The organism is Nitrosovibrio sp. Nv6 (assembly GCF_900110495.1).
GTDB lineage: Bacteria > Pseudomonadota > Gammaproteobacteria > Burkholderiales > Nitrosomonadaceae > Nitrosospira.
The window spans coordinates 281,029-298,409 of record NZ_FODX01000002.1; the positions used below are offsets into that span (position 1 = coordinate 281,029).

General features: G+C 51.6%; 15 protein-coding genes. 5 read left to right on the forward strand and 10 right to left on the reverse strand.

Features of this window, described 5'->3' with window-relative positions:
• Positions 1-45: 45 nt before the first annotated feature.
• Complete coding sequence (locus tag BMX66_RS07960; RefSeq protein ID WP_090880595.1) at positions 46-711, reverse strand: acyltransferase; 666 nt, start codon at positions 709-711, stop codon at positions 46-48.
• Between the two features lie 930 nt (positions 712-1,641).
• Here BMX66_RS07960 and BMX66_RS07965 point away from each other — a divergent pair.
• Together BMX66_RS07965 and BMX66_RS07970 are read left to right on the forward strand one after the other, a co-directional pair.
• Positions 1,642-2,865, forward strand: coding sequence for an ABC transporter permease (locus BMX66_RS07965; protein ID WP_090880597.1), 1,224 nt, complete (start codon positions 1,642-1,644; stop codon positions 2,863-2,865).
• 15 nt (positions 2,866-2,880) lie between these two features.
• A complete protein-coding gene (locus BMX66_RS07970; protein WP_090880600.1) occupies positions 2,881-4,092 on the forward strand; it encodes an ABC transporter permease in 1,212 nt (403 codons plus the stop codon).
• Between the two features lie 41 nt (positions 4,093-4,133).
• On the opposite strand, the gene BMX66_RS07975 is transcribed toward BMX66_RS07970, so the two are convergent.
• From BMX66_RS07975 to BMX66_RS07995, 4 genes are all read right to left on the reverse strand, one after another.
• Positions 4,134-5,216: a nitroreductase family protein gene (locus tag BMX66_RS07975; RefSeq protein WP_090880604.1), complete on the reverse strand. Its 1,083-nt coding sequence runs from the start codon at positions 5,214-5,216 to the stop codon at positions 4,134-4,136.
• Positions 5,217-6,074: a ThiF family adenylyltransferase gene (locus BMX66_RS07980; protein WP_090881085.1), complete on the reverse strand. Its 858-nt coding sequence runs from the start codon at positions 6,072-6,074 to the stop codon at positions 5,217-5,219.
• A 506-nt stretch (positions 6,075-6,580) separates the two neighbouring features.
• The gene (locus BMX66_RS07990; RefSeq protein WP_090880610.1) at positions 6,581-8,218 is read right to left on the reverse strand and encodes a DUF1302 family protein; all 1,638 of its coding nucleotides are present in this window, start codon (positions 8,216-8,218) and stop codon (positions 6,581-6,583) included.
• A complete protein-coding gene (locus tag BMX66_RS07995) occupies positions 8,202-8,984 on the reverse strand; it encodes an ABC transporter ATP-binding protein (protein ID WP_090880613.1) in 783 nt (260 codons plus the stop codon). Before BMX66_RS07995 ends, BMX66_RS07990 begins: the two co-directional genes overlap by 17 nt.
• A 55-nt stretch (positions 8,985-9,039) precedes the next feature.
• Between BMX66_RS07995 and BMX66_RS08000 the strand changes: the two genes are divergently transcribed.
• From BMX66_RS08000 to BMX66_RS08010, 3 genes are all read left to right on the forward strand, one after another.
• On the forward strand, positions 9,040-9,813 hold the full coding sequence (locus BMX66_RS08000) for an outer membrane lipoprotein-sorting protein (protein ID WP_090880617.1): 774 nt from the start codon (positions 9,040-9,042) through the stop codon (positions 9,811-9,813).
• Positions 9,814-10,880: 1,067 nt separating this feature from the next.
• On the forward strand, positions 10,881-11,687 hold the full coding sequence (locus BMX66_RS08005; protein WP_090880620.1) for a PEP-CTERM/exosortase system-associated acyltransferase: 807 nt from the start codon (positions 10,881-10,883) through the stop codon (positions 11,685-11,687).
• A 353-nt stretch (positions 11,688-12,040) separates the two neighbouring features.
• Entirely contained in the window at positions 12,041-13,267 is a 1,227-nt protein-coding gene (locus BMX66_RS08010) for an ammonium transporter (protein WP_090880623.1), read from the forward strand.
• Between the two features lie 74 nt (positions 13,268-13,341).
• Here the strand turns inward: BMX66_RS08010 and rng are convergent, their stop codons facing one another.
• The 5 genes from rng to nadD all read right to left on the reverse strand — a co-directional run bounded on the left by rng (position 13,342) and on the right by nadD (position 17,351).
• Complete coding sequence (rng, locus tag BMX66_RS08015) at positions 13,342-14,793, reverse strand: ribonuclease G (protein ID WP_090880625.1); 1,452 nt, start codon at positions 14,791-14,793, stop codon at positions 13,342-13,344.
• 11 nt (positions 14,794-14,804) lie between these two features.
• On the reverse strand, positions 14,805-15,446 hold the full coding sequence (locus tag BMX66_RS08020) for a Maf family protein (protein ID WP_090880629.1): 642 nt from the start codon (positions 15,444-15,446) through the stop codon (positions 14,805-14,807).
• 108 nt (positions 15,447-15,554) lie between these two features.
• Positions 15,555-16,025 carry a 23S rRNA (pseudouridine(1915)-N(3))-methyltransferase RlmH gene (gene rlmH, locus BMX66_RS08025; RefSeq protein WP_090880631.1) on the reverse strand — a complete coding sequence of 157 codons (471 nt, stop codon included), beginning with the start codon at positions 16,023-16,025 and terminating at the stop codon, positions 15,555-15,557.
• Positions 16,026-16,212: 187 nt separating this feature from the next.
• On the reverse strand, positions 16,213-16,680 hold the full coding sequence (gene rsfS, locus BMX66_RS08030) for a ribosome silencing factor (protein WP_090880634.1): 468 nt from the start codon (positions 16,678-16,680) through the stop codon (positions 16,213-16,215).
• Complete coding sequence (gene nadD / locus BMX66_RS08035; RefSeq protein ID WP_090880637.1) at positions 16,677-17,351, reverse strand: nicotinate-nucleotide adenylyltransferase; 675 nt, start codon at positions 17,349-17,351, stop codon at positions 16,677-16,679. Before nadD ends, rsfS begins: the two co-directional genes overlap by 4 nt.
• Between the last annotated feature and the right edge of the window lie 30 nt (positions 17,352-17,381).

The window sequence follows — 17,381 nt, forward strand, 5'->3', positions numbered from 1 at the left end:
TCAACCGCACCAAACAGTAAGATATATAGGGGTCCTTTCGGACCCCTATTCATTGGCACGCAAGCGTCGCGCCGGCACGCCGCCCCAAACCTCGCCTCTGCATATATGAGTTCCCTTTGTTACCACAGCCCCAGCCGCCACCATAGCGTCATCGTCTATTCTTACCCCGGATAACACAATAGCGTGCGCACCGATAGTAACATTGCTGCCCACACAAATAGGCTCATGTGCTAACTTGCTTCCCTCAATCACATGTGGAACAAGTAGCGCATACTGACCCACGATGGTGTTGTCACCGATCTGTATAAATGGGGGGTCAAGAAGTATACCCGAACTGTATGTGTTGCGGCCAAGGCGGGCTCCTAGGGAGAGATATACGATGCGCATAAGAGGAACGGGCACGAACCCGCTACGCATGATAGGATAAAAAAGTATCAGGTAAAAAAGAAGATAGACGTGATAAACAAACTCCTCGGTAGAGTTAGGGGCAATGTCTCCTTCCGGGAGTGGCAAATAATGAAGAAAAAAACGATAGATAACAATCGCGTAAACGTAGAGCAATCCTATCCCCAGTATGATCAGAACGACTCCCCGAAAATCGCCCAGCGCCATATCCCCGAACAAAAAGGCAGTGGAAACGATAGCGAAGGCGAGGGCCAAACCAAATAGCACAAAAAAAACTATTATCTGTGTGAGTGTAATTTTTCGCACTGAACCGATCTCCCTCTGGGTTGAGAATCTGGATCAAGATTAATTCCTTAGAAAAACTTCTTTCTTAATAAAGGAGCCAGTTATTGACGGCTATTTTCATCTTGTTTCTGAACGAAGTGTGGTAGGCGTCGGAATTCGTCGGGGAAAGCCAATGATGAAGGATTTGCGCAGGTTGTACCCGGTTTCGTGCCAAGGCGTTCATTCCATCACTTTACATGCGTTGATGTTTTTTCCAACCGGCCTGCCGCTTTCATTGCATGATCAGGGGGCTCCAAGGAACAGGTCATCCCAAACACTTCCTTCTCGTTTTTGGGCTATAGATTCCCAGAAGCTGGGGGAAATAACCTTCGATTACGGTAATTTCCTCATCCGTTGTATAGTTTTGACGCTGATCTCAATCTCATAAGTGGGAGATGTATTTCAGAGCCCCAATTAATTGGGGTAATTGGCTCCCCTGTGTCAGCAGGTTCTTCAAGAACAAAAATCGGAAAAGACCGGTTAGCTCAGCGTCTTGATTTATAGGCTTCGATTTTGGCCTAACCACTCTTACTCATAGAATAGAATAGTTGCGTACGTGAGGAGTCTAGCCGCTCCCATTAGATCATAGCTCAGCTATTGATTTTTAGTGACGTTTCGGATAATTATTTCTATGAGTTCGTAATCGCCATCGCTCACACGGCCTGCAAGGAGGGATCGCCACGGGAGGCGTCGTTGCACAGACAACTGTCGGATGGCAAACTTTGGAAGACCGTAGAGCAAATGAAATTGGATTGCGTTCAACACCCGAAAGCACATGCTGCGCTTCTTCCAGTTTTTATTGCATATATTTGCAATAAAGCAATACCATAACCAGGAGTGTATTCTTGTATTGTCCACTCTTGCCGGGAAAAGTGAGTAACATTCACTTTAAATCAGCCGTATTGGAACCCCATGATTAGCTTGCGGATCGCCGTGCGCAATCTTGCACGTAATCGACGGCGTGCGCTGGCGGCTCTGTTTACGGTTGCGGTCGGTGTCATCTTCCTGGTACTCGCCGACGGATTCATCCAGTGGATTTTCTGGGGTATGCGCGAAGCCACCATCCAGTCTCAATTAGGTCACATTCAGGTTATGCGGCCTGGATACCTAAGCACAGGCGCAGCCAATCCTTACGCGTATGTATTGCCGGAAAATTCGCCACAACGCAGGGTGATTGAGTCTATCCCCGGGGTTAAGCTGGTGGCGCCGCGACTGGCGGTGACCGGACTCATCAGTCACGGTGAGGCAACTGTAGCATTCCTTGGGGATGGAGTTAACCCGGAAAAGGAAGCTGAGTTGAGCAAAGCCTTGCGCATTGTGGAAGGGCGAAATCTAACCGGTGCAACATCGAAAGAAGTCGTTCTGGGGCGCGGTCTCGCACGCAGCCTCAATGTGGGACCAGGGGCCACGGTTGCATTGCTGGTAACTGCTTCAGGTGGCGGGATTAAAGCCGTAGAGGCAAGAGTGTCGGGGATATTCATTAGCACCAACCAGGCATATGATGACTCCGCCCTGCGTCTGCCCATTGGATTGGCTCAGTCGTTGTTGCGCGCAGATGGTTCCCATATTTGGCTGGTGCTGCTTCATGAAACGGAGAGCACCGACGAGTACCTTGCACAGTTTCGCGCCCGCTTCCCCGCAGACGCAAATAATCTCGAATTTATTCCATGGTACCAGCAAGCTGATTTCTACAACAAGACGGTCGCGCTATTCTCGCAGCAGATGAGCGCACTGCAATTGATCATTGGCTGCATTATCGTGCTCAGCATTTCCAATATGCTGATAATGAATGTGCTCGAACGTACCGGCGAGATCGGTACGCTGCTGGCCATTGGCTTCAAGCGCCGTAAAATCCTTCGCTTGTTCGCTATTGAGGGATTGCTGCTCGGACTGGCCGGTGCGTCTCTTGGGTTGATCGCAGGCTACGGGTTGGCCGAATTGATCTCCGCGATTGGAATCCCGATGCCGCCGCCACCTGGCATGGAGGAGGGTTATACGGGTAAAATCCGGGTCACTCCCAGCGTGATGGCACATTCGTTCCTGATCGCATTCGTTACCACTTCGCTGGCGGGTCTGTATCCAGCATGGAAAGCATCACGTTTGCAAATCATTGATGCGTTACGCCATAACATTTAAAGATTGCAAAAAACCATGTTCAAGCTGGCATTCCGCAACATCTTCCGGAATCGGTTGCGCACGTTCCTGACGCTGGCAGCGATCATTACCGGGGTGATTGCCATCATCATCAGCGGCGGTTTTGTCGAGGACGTGTTTGTGCAACTCCGCGAGGCTACCATTCGCTCTCGCATCGGACACATCCAGATTTTTCGACATGGCTATATCGAATACGGCCGGCGCGAACCTTCCCGTTACATGATCGAGCAACCGCGACTCGTGATGGACTTGGTACAGTCCATTCCACATGTCCAGGACGTAATGGCTCGCGTGAATTTTTCCGGACTGGCCAACAATAGCCGCGCCGATTTGCCAATCATCGGCGAAGGTATTGAACCCAGCAAGGAAGAACGGCTGGGCACCGCAACAACTATCGTTGCTGGCCGCTCATTGAAGGATACGGACGCATTTGGCGCGATGATAGGAGAAGGTGTCGCCGACGCCTTGCATCTACGCCCCGGCGATTTCATGACCTTGATGCTGAATACGTCCGAAGGCGCCCTAAATACACTTGAATATGAAGTCTTAGGTGTGTTCCGCACGTTCTCCAAGGAATACGATGATCGAGCCGTACGTATTCCATTGTCATCAGCCCAGGAATTGCTGTTTACCCATTCGGTGCATAGCATTGTTGTATTGCTGGACGACACCAGCACAACCGATAGCATCGCAGAGATTCTAACCAACCGGCTGGAGCCGCTCGGTTACGAAGTGAAGCCTTGGCATGAGTTGGCCGATTTTTATCAAAAGACAGAGGCGCTATACCGGCGTCAATTCGGAGCGCTTCAATCCATCATTCTTGTCATGCTGGTTTTAAGCGTTGCCAGCACCGTTAATATGGTAATGTACGAACGCACCGGCGAGTTTGGAACCTTGCTCGCCCTGGGGCTGCGCCAGCGCCGGATATTCAAGCTGGTGCTGCTCGAAAATGTGCTGCTGGGTTTGCTGGGCAGCCTGCTTGGCATGATTCTCGGAGTTGCGCTTGCAGCTATGATATCGAGAATCGGCATTGCGATGCCGCCGCCTCCCGGTTCCAGCATGGGCTACACCGCGACGATACACCTGGTTCCATGGACGCTTGTGATAGCGGGCCTTACTGGAGTATCGGCGTCCCTCCTGGCGGCCGTACTTCCCGCTCGGCGCGCGTCACGCCTCGTGATCGTTGAAGCACTGCGGCATAATGTTTGAGATACCGCTTTCACAATTCGTCGCCCGGATAAGGCCGGTTTTTACTTATTTCCACTGATTAATCTCCCAACGGACAACCGAAGGGATCGACTGTCTGCGGCGGTCCCGATACCGATACGACCGAGAAAGACCACCTGTTCTACCGGATTGCCTTGCAGCAACCCGGGTAAGCGCTTCGCCAACATAGCCGCCATATTCATGGCGCCAGGCAGGCGACTGAATGTCCTGTCCTCACGCACATAGCGGCTGAAGATCAAGGGAGTCAACTCTGGTTGCAATTGTAGCCCCAGACTGGTGGCGGTCAACCAGAAGCGCTGAACCGCCCTGCCGGCAGCCACGTAATCGTCTATCGTCTCAGGGGCTTTAGAAGCCAGAATAGCAAAGTGAGCCGCGCAAAAAATCCCGGGCAACAAATCCATTTCAACCCGGGGAACCAAATGCCCGGCCAAATAGGTGTTGAAGAAATTAACCCGACGCCAATTGGCCATGACCCAGCGCATCAATTTGAGGGTCAGGGCGTCCAGCCCCAGAGCTTGATCGGGCACCCTGTCTTCGCTGAAACGGGTTTTCCACTCAATAATGTTGCGGTGAACGAGATATGCCTCCGGCAACGTGAGCCTGAGCTTGGCGTTGTCGAACATCAGTTTTGCCAAGTGCCAGCGTTGTATCCCTCCCTCAAACCAACGGATGGTGTAAAAAGTTCCAAAAGCACTTTGCAGTGCTTGTTTATGCTGGTCGGTGAGCGGGCTGGTATGCATTGGCCGCCGCTGTACGGACCGGTGCCGGATGTAGGCAAATAAAGGATCCGGCAGTAATTGACTGTCAGGGATCAGTTCGACGAAGTACTCAGGCCGGGTCTCGGGCGAGTCGAGGCGGCGCCTGAAATCTGTCCGCATGCCACGCGTGCTGGCAGCAATGGAGAGAGTTTCCAACATCGCCCCGAGCGCAATCTGGCTGGGATGTCCGTCCAGGTCATAGACGCAGTGGTCCCGCGTATCGAATGCATGAACGATTAGATGGCGTTCGTCGACGACCTCAAATCGCCAAGGCTGAGTGTTGTCTCCGCTGGGTGCCCAGCGGGCGAGTTCAAGAATATCCGCGATGGGTTGAGGCACCGTGCGCACTTATATTCCCAGTTTGCGTTTGGCTAAAGCGATGGCGAGACGCTGCAAGGGATTGCGATTACCGCCGGGCCTCGAGGTCAATGCTAATTTATTACGATATGCATCGAAATGGTAGCCCTTGGGCGCCATTCGAACCGAGCCGCGGTCAAGGAGAATTTTCATAACTTCGGTCGCCGCTACGCCGGCGCAAAGCTGACAGGCCATAATCGTGGATGGCCCTTTGTGGTTAACCAAGTCAACTGCCGATGGGTCGACGAGGTAGCCCATCTGCAGACGAGCAGGAGCAAGCCCCATGAGGAAACGTAAGGGCTTTTCCGCCTCGGTGCCATCGTCCAGACGAAAATAATCATCGAAACTCATACCGCCTGGCAGAAAATTGAGCACCGCCACCCCCATGCCTAACGGGGCAGCAGTAACGGCAGGAATGCCCTTTGCCGCACATGCAGCAAAGAGCTGCTGGCGAGCTTGAAAAGCAAAAAAATCCAGCCCATCGACGTAAATGTCCACACCGTCCAGAAAGTCATCCAGGTTGTCGGCGGTGACGCCCTTGGCAAACCCCTTCAATTCAAGCTGGGGGTTGATATCCAGGGCTTGCCGGGTCATGACCTCAAGCTTGCCTTGGCCCAGGCTACTTATAGTTGCTCCTGCCTGGCGATTACAGTTGGCGAGAGCGAAGGTGTCGAAATCGGCTAGATGGAATTTGCCTATGCCCAACCGACAAAATGTTAGTAGATGAACTCCGCCCACTCCGCCGAGGCCGGCGATGGCAACCCGTTTGTGGCGAAGTTGAGTCTGCTCGTGGCGGGTCAGCCAACCAATATTTCTGGAAAAGGCTTCCTCATAATTAAAGGATGGCATACGATCAATCAGAAAACCCATCGGGGCTTATTTTCCGCGCAAACAAGTGCCGCAAAGAACTTCTTCACTGAGAAACGGTAGGGATAGTGCGGTTCTTGCCTACGGGTATCGCCTTCTTGCAGAAACGAATTACCTCTTCATTGAAAGTCTTAGCCAATCTTAACAGGGCGACCGGTACGGGTACCGAAGTTACAACGAGCACCTTTTACAAGAATATACGCTTAAGAGGATAAAGGGTCAACGCAACCAATTCCGTGTGTAGAGAGCAGATAAACTTGTCAGGTTTTGCTACAAGGAGCTGACACAGGAAGAGATGGCTTTTATTGAATGTGAACGTGCTACCTCTGCCGTGAGCATGAGCATCTCCAAGGAGAGCGCAGGTTCGGCATTACCGTTCCGCGCTATATCTCGGCAGGAAATGTTCCTCGTCCCCAAATTATCAAAACATCAGGATGTTATTTTTGACTTCCATAAGGCTTATCTCTGTCAGGAATTATGAGCGGCTATCAGAATGAATAACGCAATTCGGTATAAACACGGTCACTTTGATCAAAACGGCCGAATAGCCCCGTGGGCTGGCCTCCAAAAACGTCTGCCCCGAGCGCCCAGCGCCAGTTCTTCTCGAAATTCCAGGACAGCCGAGGCCGGAACATCCAGTCGCTGCGGTTCAGACTGTGGATCAACAAGCCCTGCGCCTCAAGCTTCTGTGACAGTTTGCCGAAGAGCAGGATGCTCGCACCGTTCTCCAACCTGTCCGTAAAGATGCCGGGGTCATGCGAAAAAAAAACGCGTTGAAAAAATTGCAGATTCAGTCTGGCTTCGGCCGGCAAGCTGAAATCGAGACCAAGTACGTAATCAAGAGTGTTCTGCCTGACCAGGCCATCTATAGCAGTAGGGCGGGCGACGTTAAACTTGCGCCCATCCGTATAAACTAACTCGCCTTTCAGCACGATTGAACCGAAATCTTTCGCAAGGGTTGCGCCAACCTGGTCTATCTCATCGTGCCGCGCCTGAAAGACCAATGGTTCAGTGGGGCCACTGACACGGTAAAACGTAGAGGAAGCATCCAGGCTATGGTAGTAGAAAGCTGAAACATCCCAGCCATTCTTGAGGTGCGACAGACGCAGTCCATAATTCGAGTTGCCGACATTGCGGCCGGAACGGTCTTCTTTCAGAAAGTTGGCGGTTCCTTGTAGCGGACTGGGGTAAAAATCCGAGCCGGGCTGTCCGATCTCGTCGAGCGTCGGAATCGGAATCCACAGCACCTCAGCATGCACATCATTCTTGGAGTATTCCGCACGCATTGCCCATTGCGGTATGCGTATTATATCGAATGACGGCAGGACGAATTCCCGCTGATCCTTGGCGGATACAACATCGGCGAAAAACAGGCCGACCATCTCCCCCCATATCACGTGCTGGCGGCCAAGGCGAAAGTCAAAATCGCCTGCGGAAATATCCAGGTAGTTTTCACGAAGAAAGAAGTCATAACGTTGATCCTGGCGAACCGCCGAGGGGTAGAAACTGGATAGGTCATAGGCTGCGTCATAGTCGAACCGACCGCTTATTTTCCATTTTATGTTTTCATTGAATTGCCCCCTTCTGGACAATTCGGTCCGCAGCTTCGCTTTTGAAAAATGCTCGGGGCTGGTATAGTTATCAGCGATTTCCAATTGAGAGAAACCTGTCCAGCCGCTGACCAATTTCTTCCAGGCCGGCTCCGGGGGCGTTTCCTTGAGCGGTTCATCATCCCCAAATAGCGATTCGCGAGAAGTGGGTCCACTTTCACTGTCGAATTTTTCGCTTGCTGTTACATTATCTTCACTATTTTTGACAACAAGAACTGGAGGTAGCGATAGGGATAGGGACAAAGGTAAAAACAAGGGCTCACCTTCAGCCTCGTCACGCAAGCTCGCATCATTTTGAACAGCAGGACCTGTGCGAATGTCTGCCCGGCGAAGGGAAGGCGAGGACATGGATAAAGACAAGGACAAAAACAAAGGCTTCCTATCTGTCTCGTCTTTCAGTGCATCGGATGTTTTCGTATCGTTGGAGCCATTCGCTGCGACTTCGGCAAAGCTGCGCAGCGGCAAAACGACAGCGATCAATGCTGCAACAAGTATAAATTTACGTCTGTATTCCATCCGTCCGGCTTTGATCAGAAGGCTGGGTCAAAGGATTAGTGGTCGCACGGCGCCGCTCGATCACCATATCAAGTTTCTCGCGCTCCTCGACCTGCCGCACGATCTGTCCGTCCTCGATATGTACCAATCGGTTCGCCATTTCCATGACACGCCAGTCATGCGTCGAAAAAATGAAGGTTGTCTTGAAACTGCCGTTAATCTCCTTCATCAATTGCAAGATACCTTCTCCGGTCTTATGATCAAGATTAGCAGTCGGCTCATCCGCCAAAACGATTTTCGGTTGCGTGGCCAGGGCACGCGCAATAGCCACGCGTTGCCGCTGCCCGCCGCTAAGCTGATTCGGGCGATGGCTGGCAAACTTGGATAGACCCACGATCGCGAGGTATTTTTCGACCCGGCTGCGGCGCTCTTTCGCGCTTAACTCCTTGAATTGCAGCAGGGGGTACTCGACGTTCTCCTCAGCCGATAGAACGGGCAACAGATTGAACGTCTGGAAAATAAACCCTATGGTTCGTGCCCTGAGATCTGCTAGTTCATCAGGGGTCTGCCCACTGATGTCCTTGCCGTTGATGAATATTTTCCCAAGCGACGGAGTATCGATGCAACCAATCAAATTGAGTAGCGTGGACTTGCCGCTGCCGGATGGGCCGGCGATAGCAAGGAAAGCGCCATCCTCGATATTCAGCGAAATATCCTTGAGTGCCTGGACTTGCTGTTCTCCCAGGGTGTACTCTTTGAAAACTTGCTCAAGTTGTACAATGCTCATGACAACTCCTAAATATGCAACCTAAGGGTAAACGGCATCCACAGTAGGGACTGAAATGCGAACAATATCAGTGTATTACCTGTTTACAGTGATCACAGTGATTTTCCTGTTTGTCACCGCGGCATCCGCCGCGTCCACCGCGTCCAATGATGCAGAATTAGCCCAAAGCATCCTGGAAAAGGCAGACCAGATACGCTTCCCTCGAGAGAGCTTCCAGGTCGACGTCAATATCACAACTACCGCCCCCGGCGAGTCGGCGGATATGCGTAAATATCGGGTTCTCTCCAAGGGCAACGAAAACAGCGTAGTGATGACCACGGAGCCAGCTTCCGAACGCGGCCAGATCTTACTGATGAAAGGGCGGGATCTGTGGGTATTCATGCCCGATATCTCGCAACCTATACGCCTTTCGATGTCACAACGTCTGACCGGCCAAGTCGCAAATGGTGACTTGGCGCGCGCGAACTTCGCAGGGGACTACAGCGCCACGATATTGCGGACCGACGAAATTGATGGTGAAAAGTATTACGTATTGGAATTAATTGGTGTCGACCGGAGCGTTACGTATCATAAAGTCTTATATTGGGTACGGCAATCTAATTTCTGGCCTTACCGTGCCGAGTTCTATTCCCTATCCAACCGCCTGCTCAAAACCAGCCGCTATGAAGACTTTGAGATGACGCTGGGAAAGTTGCGTCCAACCCGTCTAGTCATGGAAGATGCGCTACATAAGGGTGAGGAATCGGTGCTTGAATATTCAGGAATGAAACTGCGTGAGCTACCAGACAAGATCTTTACCAAGGATTATTTGAAAAGACTGGATCAGTAACAAGCTGAAGCGCGGCCAGGAGAATGAGTGTGTGCTATGGAGCCGGTGATCGGGAACATGAAGAACGATCGCCTTCAAGGAAAAAGCTTCCTTGAAGGCATCGCAGTTTGATGCGATGAATGCATGCTGTGCGATGAAGGCCGCTACCCGCGCAAGATTCTGCGCCGTTGGACCCTTTTGTGTGCTCGTTTTGGGGTTGGTCCCCATCAATAGCCGGCAAGCAAAATACCAAACTTACAATTGACTGACTGAAAAACGAGTTTTTCAGGGACGAATTATCGTTTACTGGCACTGCGCACCGCAAGTATGGCCTTGTTCCCAATTTTTATGCGAGTTACCTGTTTCCGCCCCCGCCACCTCCCAATCCGGCGGCGACGGGCTCGCTTGCAAGTTGAAGCAATCTGCTCCTTTCCACCCAACGGATTAGGCAGGAACCGTGTCGTTATCAAAACGGTACTTCTTTTTTTGAAAAGATTCCGCTGTTATCCATGCTTTGGTAGAAACTTATTTTTAGGACCGACCATTTTTCCACCGCAATTTTTACCCTTTAATCGAATCACGCCGCAGATAAAAACTGCTGTGATAACACCTCAGTACGCCAGCTCAGTCGAATGGCGTTTGCGCTACATTTAAATCTTGAATTGATTGTTCCGCCCCCAACTTGTGCTCGAATTTGCTGCCTTACGAAATATGATATATAAATACCACTATAGCTGGCCAAAACGACTTGCAATCACATCTGACTCATCATCAAAGCATGAAAAAAACGACTCAAATTGATGAGTGAATCTCAAGATAAAGAACCGATGACCGTAATAGTACAAGCTGGGTGGCAAATTTTCAGAGAAGGGCCTACGGATACGGTCTTGACGAATCAGGTTCCGGACGCTGTATCAAGCATCATAACTTCATCGAGAAAGAACCTGACTCAGCTGCGTAAATTCTAGTTTGCCGACAAAAACACTCCCCAATTATTTTAACAGTCACTCCAGGGAAAATTCATTCCAAATTCCTTAACCTTCCGAAAACCACTGCTCCATGGGTAAAAAAGGCCGCAGGAGACCGATATGTTCTTATCTGAAACATTTAATCTGGGCAATGCCTTCAAACAGTACTTTGAAATCGTACCTGCATTCTCGGATGCGCTGAAGGACGAGGTCTATCGCATCCGGCACGAGGTTTATTGCGAGGATCTGAAATTCGAACCGACGAGATCAAACGGGCATGAAACCGATGAGCATGACGCCAATTCCCTGCATCTCCTGATGCGTAGCGTAAAAACAAACGAGTTCGTCGGCTGTACCCGTATTGTCCGGCCTCCGCCGGAAAATCCCGGCCGCCCTTTGCCTTTCGAAGCAACGTGCGCCTCTACACTTGATCGAACGATCATCGATTCGGCGGCCCTGCCGCGCGATCGTGTCGCGGAGGTGTCCCGTCTTGCCGTGATAGCTGGCTATCGCAGACGTAAAGGGGAAGCAAATTGTGCGGTGAGCATCTCAGGTGAGGATTTTGGCACCTCGAAACAGGCACGCTTTCCATTTATTCCTATCGGGTTATATCTCGGCACGACCGAACTAGCGCGACTCAACGGAATCGAGACCGTATTCGTTCTGACAGAGGAACGGCTCGCAAATCACTTCGGCAAGTTGGGCTTCAGCCTGCAACACATCGGCAGTCCAATTGAGCATCATGGCAGGCGCATCCCCTCGATGATGAGCGTCAGCGGCACCATCGATAATATGCGGAGCAATTTGCGGCCGCTCTACCAAACCATTGCGGCAGATATAGAGAGAGGCTTCCGGAACAACGGTATTCTGGAAGAACAAAGTGATCAGGGAAAACAGAGTTTATATCCTGCCGGCTTGCGGTCGTAGCTCGAAAGACTGAAACGCCGCGCTGTGGCTTTTCGCAGACGCGTAACGCTCCGAGCATTTGCGAAGCCACATCAGCAGCCCGAGCGTAAGCAGCAAAAACGTATGGCAGTCCCCTTCCTATGCGGACGCCATGTCCTCAATAGTGCCGGCGTTACTCATGCATGCCGAACCAGGCTCATAGCGCGGCTCCCCTGTCTTTGCAGCGGAATTACGCCGCCCGCCTCTTTCTTTTTCCGCAATAAGTCATATTCTCAAAGAGCAAATTATTTGTTATATCCCTATTGTGTTTAAGGCTATTGGGGTTCACACTCTGCGTGGGTACCCAATAACTCTAAAGATGGGGGACGAATCAAATGAAAAAAAGTCTCTGCTCGATGCTGTTTGGTGTAACCAACTTGTTTCTCCTGTCTTTCAGTGCCTGGGCGAGCGCGAGCAGCGGCGCCCCCGAGCTGAGTGAAGCGAGGCAAGTGGCTCAGTACAACTACGTGATCCACATTCTGGCCATGTTGCTGGTAGGTTTTGGTTTTCTCATGGTGTTTGTCAGAAGATACGGATTTGGCGCCACGACCGGCACCTATCTGGTAGTTGCGGTGGGTCTTCCTCTTTACATGCTGCTGCGTGCGAACGGAATCTTCGCTCACGAAATTGCGCCAAATACAGTCAAGGCGTTGCTTTACGCGGAATTCGCCGTGGCTACCGGGTTGATTGCCATGGGCGCGGTGCTTGGGCGTCTACGGGTTTTTCAATACGCCTTGCTGGCGCTCTTCCTGGTTCCCGCGTACCTGATGAACGAATGGCTGGTGCTGGATAACGGTATGGGCTTGACGGAAGGCTATCAGGATACTGCGGGCTCGGTCATCATTCACGCCTTTGGCGCCTATTTCGGTCTGGGATTATCACTGGCGCTGACAACCGCGCAGCAACGAAATCAGCCCATTGAATCAGATGCTACTTCTGATCGTTTCGCAATGCTGGGCTCAATGGTATTGTGGCTTTTCTGGCCGAGTTTCGCCACCGCCATCGTTCCTTTCGAAGAGATGCCGCAGACGGTGGTCAATACCGTGCTGGCGCTGTGCGGAGCTACCATCAGCACCTATTTTTTGAGTACTTATTTTCACAAAGGCAAAACATCAATGGTAGATATGGCGAATGCGGCACTGGCTGGGGGAGTTGCCATCGGCTCGACGTGCAATATCGTATCGCCGACAGGTGCTTTTGGAATTGGTCTGTTAGCTGGAACTGTAAGCGTTATCGGGTTTGTATTCATTCAGCCGGCGTTGGAGACACGCTTCAAGATTGTTGATACCTGCGGAGTCCACAATTTGCATGGAATGCCCGGACTATTAGGGGCGCTGATTGCCATCCTGGTAGTGCCGGGGATAGCAGTAGCCCAATTCACTGGCATCGTCTTCAGTGTAACGTTTGCCTTCGTAACCGGCCTCATTGCCGGCAAGCTGATAAAAGCCACTGGCACGACGCGTCTCGCTTACGAAGACAGCGAGGAATTTACCCATATCGAGGCACCGGAAGCACCGGAAATAGATGCCATAACAGGTCTCCAAATCGAAACACGAGCTTGAGATTTGCTGTCATTAAATGAAGGAAGTCGATAAGCGAAACTGGTGAGTTGCAATTCTGTATGCATCAGCACGTGCTACATCAGAATCACGTCATATTGTTCCTGCGTATATGTTGCCTCCACCTGCAGACTAATCGGTTTGGCGATGAAATCCGCGAGTTGCGCAAGGCTTTGGGACTCTTCATCGAGAAACAGATCAATTACCTGTTGCGAAGCGAGAATGCGAAACTCGCGCGCGGCAAACTGGCGCGATTCGCGCAGCAGTTCGCGCAGGATTTCGTAACACATCGTCTGGGCGGTTCTCACTTTGCTGCGACCCTGGCACGTCGGACACGTCTCGCACAGAATGTGAGCCAAGCTCTCCCGCGTGCGCTTGCGGGTCATTTCCACCAACCCGAGCGCGGTAAAACCATTTACGGTCATATGGGTGCGGTCTCTCATCAGGGATTTCTTGAATTCTGTGAGAACGGCATTTTTGTGTTCCGTGTTCTCCATATCTATAAAATCGATAATGATAATGCCGCCCAGATTTCGCAGGCGCAACTGGCGTGCTATGACTTGGGCCGCTTCGAGATTAGTTTTGAAAATAGTGTCGTCAAAGCTGCGTATACCGATGAATCCTCCAGTATTGACATCAATAGTGGTCAGCGCCTCGGTCTGATCGATGATGAGATAACCGCCGGATTTCAGATCTACGCGTCTCGCCAGTGATTTTTCTATTTCGTTTTCCACCCCATACAGATCGAATAATGGGCGCTCTCCTGCATAGTGGTCTATCCGTCCCGCCATATTGGCCATATAGGTTTGGGCAAATCCCGCCATTTTCTGAAAGGTTTCGCGCGAATCCACCAGAATACGCGCCGTGTCGTCGTTTATGAAATCGCGCAATACACGATAGCTAAGGGTCAGGTCCTGATACAGCAGCCCCGGCTGAGCGGTTGAGGATTTCCCGCTGATATCGCGCCACAGCTTGTGCAGATATTCGATATCCGTTTGTAGATCCTGCTCGCTGGCGGCCTCCGCCATGGTGCGGATAATAAAGCCGCCTTTTTCATCAGGCGGCAGCAGATGCTTCAGTTTTTCCCGCAATGACTTTCGCTCGGTTTCATCCTCGATACGCTGAGAGATGCCAATGTGAGATACCTGGGGAAGATAAACCAGCATTCGGCCTGCGATACTCACTTGAGTAGATAGCCGGGCTCCCTTGGCGCCAATGGAATCCTTGATAACCTGAACGAGAATGTTTTGTCCTTCATGCAGTAGTCTCTCGATGGGTTTGCCGGCATCTTCACTCTGGCGCAATCTCCAGATGTCGGCAAGGTGCAGGAAGGCAGCACGGTCCAGGCCGATGTCCACAAAGGCCGACTGCATTCCCGGCAGTACCCTGGTAACGCGGCCATTGTATATATTGCCCACAATTCCGCAGCTGCTGGTACGCTCTATATGAAGCTCTTGCACCGCTCCCTGTTCAACGAAGGCAACACGGGTTTCCTGTGGAGTGACATTGACGAGAATCTCACTGTTCATAAAGGCATTTGCTAGAATTTATTACAGGTGTGGGGAAATATTTCTATACCGGACTCTTCAAGCAATTGCGCTGTCTCAAATAATGGCAATCCCACTACACCGCTATAGCTGCCGGAAATCTCCTCAATAAAAACTGCTGCCATCCCTTGAATCGCATATCCCCCCGCTTTGTCGTGTGCTTCGCCACAAGCGAGATAAGCGCCAATTTCGTGTTCGCGGATATTGCGAAAGCGCACTGTCGATCTGGATATGCGTGCCACGATCCCATTTTTGGTTGCCATAGCGACTGCTGTGAATACCTGATGGGTCTGCCCCGAAAGTGCTCGCAGCATCTCTTCCGCGTGTGCAAGGTTTTCAGGTTTGCCGAAAATATGTGGCCCCAGCACCACTGTCGTGTCGGCTGCCAGTACGGGAAGATCGGGTAGTCTGCGTTCTGCAAGCCGGCCGCGTCCGACCTCAGCCTTTGTCCGAGCGATGCGCTGTACATAGTCCGCCGGCGCTTCATCCGGCAGGACGCTTTCATCCATATCCGCGGCCCGGGGCAAAGCTTCGCGCAGCAACAAGGTTCCAAAGCTCACCCCGATCTGTTTCAATAACTCCCGTCGCCGCGGACTCCGGGAAGCAAGGTAAATGCGATTTTCGGATGAAGTCATATGCGAAGTTTCAGTAATATGTACGAATGCGTTCACTCGCAGTCGATATGGAACGATGGCGCATTCGTATGTTGGCAATACCCACTGGCCCTACTCGCGACCTCGTAATTATGCCCGATGGTAAGGATGCCCCTTGATGAGCGACATAGCGCGATACAACTGTTCCGCCAGCAGTATTCGTGCCAAACCATGCGGCAGCGTGAAGGCGGATAACGCCAGAACCTCATCCGCTAAATTCTTGATGCTGGCGTCCAGCCCATCTGCTCCGCCGATGAGGAAAACCGTATCACCGCCGTCCTTCATCCAACCCACAATAGAATCGGCCAACTTGGCGGTAGTCCATTGTCTGCCGCGCTCATCCATTGCCACGATGCGGCATTTTGACGGTAATAACGCCCGCATACGATCGCCCTCGGCCGCTCGCAATTGTTCCGGTTTTTTGCCACCGCCACGTTTTTCAGGTTTTATTTCAAGCAGTTCAATGCCAGCCTCATGAGGCATCCGTTTGGCATATTCTTGAAAACCGGTTGTGACCCATTCCGGCATTTTATGACCAACTGCACAAACAAGGAATCTCATGGCAAAAACCTGTGAACAATCCCTTCACGGAACGCATTGTGGCAAAATCGGATGAAGGCCCATCATAAGGATGAAAATTGCGGCCAGGCTGAAAATGCCAGAAGCGCGACATGGTGCTGGTCCGATTTTGCCACAATGCGAAGGGACGGAAGTCGCCGGAGCCCTATTCGGATGTTCCTGCCATTGTTCAAGCCTTGTCCGGATCAGACTTGGAAACCTTATTCTTTTTGACTGTGGAGGCAGCTCGAGCTGAGGTTTTGCGAGGCTTGGCGGCGGGTGACCCAGTATCAGTCTTGGCTGTGACTGCAACGGGCGTCGTTCTTTTTATGTTTTTAGCTTCCGCCCACAGTTCCTCGAGGTTGTAATGGGCCCGCACCGCGGTCTGCATGACATGTACCAGTACATCACCAAGGTCTACCAGTATCCATTCGCCGGTTTGTTCCCCTTCTATGCCATAAACGGCGCCTCCGGCGGCTTTGACCTTCTCGGCCACATTGTTCGCAATCGCCCGCGTCTGACGGTTGGATTCCCCGCTGGCAATGATCATACGGTCAAACAAGGTTGTTATTTTCCGCACATCCAGCACTTCGACATCACGTGCCTTGATTTCTTCCAATGCGGCAACTATCGTTTTTACGAGTTTGGCGAGCGTCATCCTTCTTCCGAATATAAGTGATTTGTAACAATATAATCGAGAGCGGCATCGGGAATCAGATAACGGACGCTTTTCCCGGCTGCGACGCGCGCACGAATGATCGTTGCGGAAATATCCAGCAAAGTTGTCGGAGCAATAAAAATCAATCCGCTGGTTGCGCGTTTGAGACTGTCCACACTCGAGGCCCAGCGTTGGGCACACTCTTCCTTTAATTCCTGTGGCACGGCATCATGGTTCATTGTCAGCATATGGCCCGGCCGGGCCGCGATGATGAAATGGCATAGGCCGAACATCTCGCGCCAACGATGCCACTCGGCGAGTTTCATGAAAGCGTCTGCTCCTGTAACAAAGCATAGTGTGACGTTCTCCCCAAGTTCCTGCTTGAGTTCGCGCAATGAATCAACGCTGTAACTTAAGTCATCACGTCGGATTTCACGCTCATCCAGTACAAATCCGGAATTGCCCTGGATGGCCAGACGAACCATTTCTGCGCGGTCCTGGAGTGATGCAACAGGAACGCTGCGTAGACGGGGACGTGCGGCGGGAACAAAACGCATTTCTCGCAAGCCGGCCATTTCTACAATTTCCTCCGCTATCCGCAAATGGCCATAATGCACAGGATCAAAGGTACCGCCCAAAATACCGATGAGGGAGAATTCGGACCTATCCATTGCCGATCAGGCTGGGAGCACGGAAAAAAT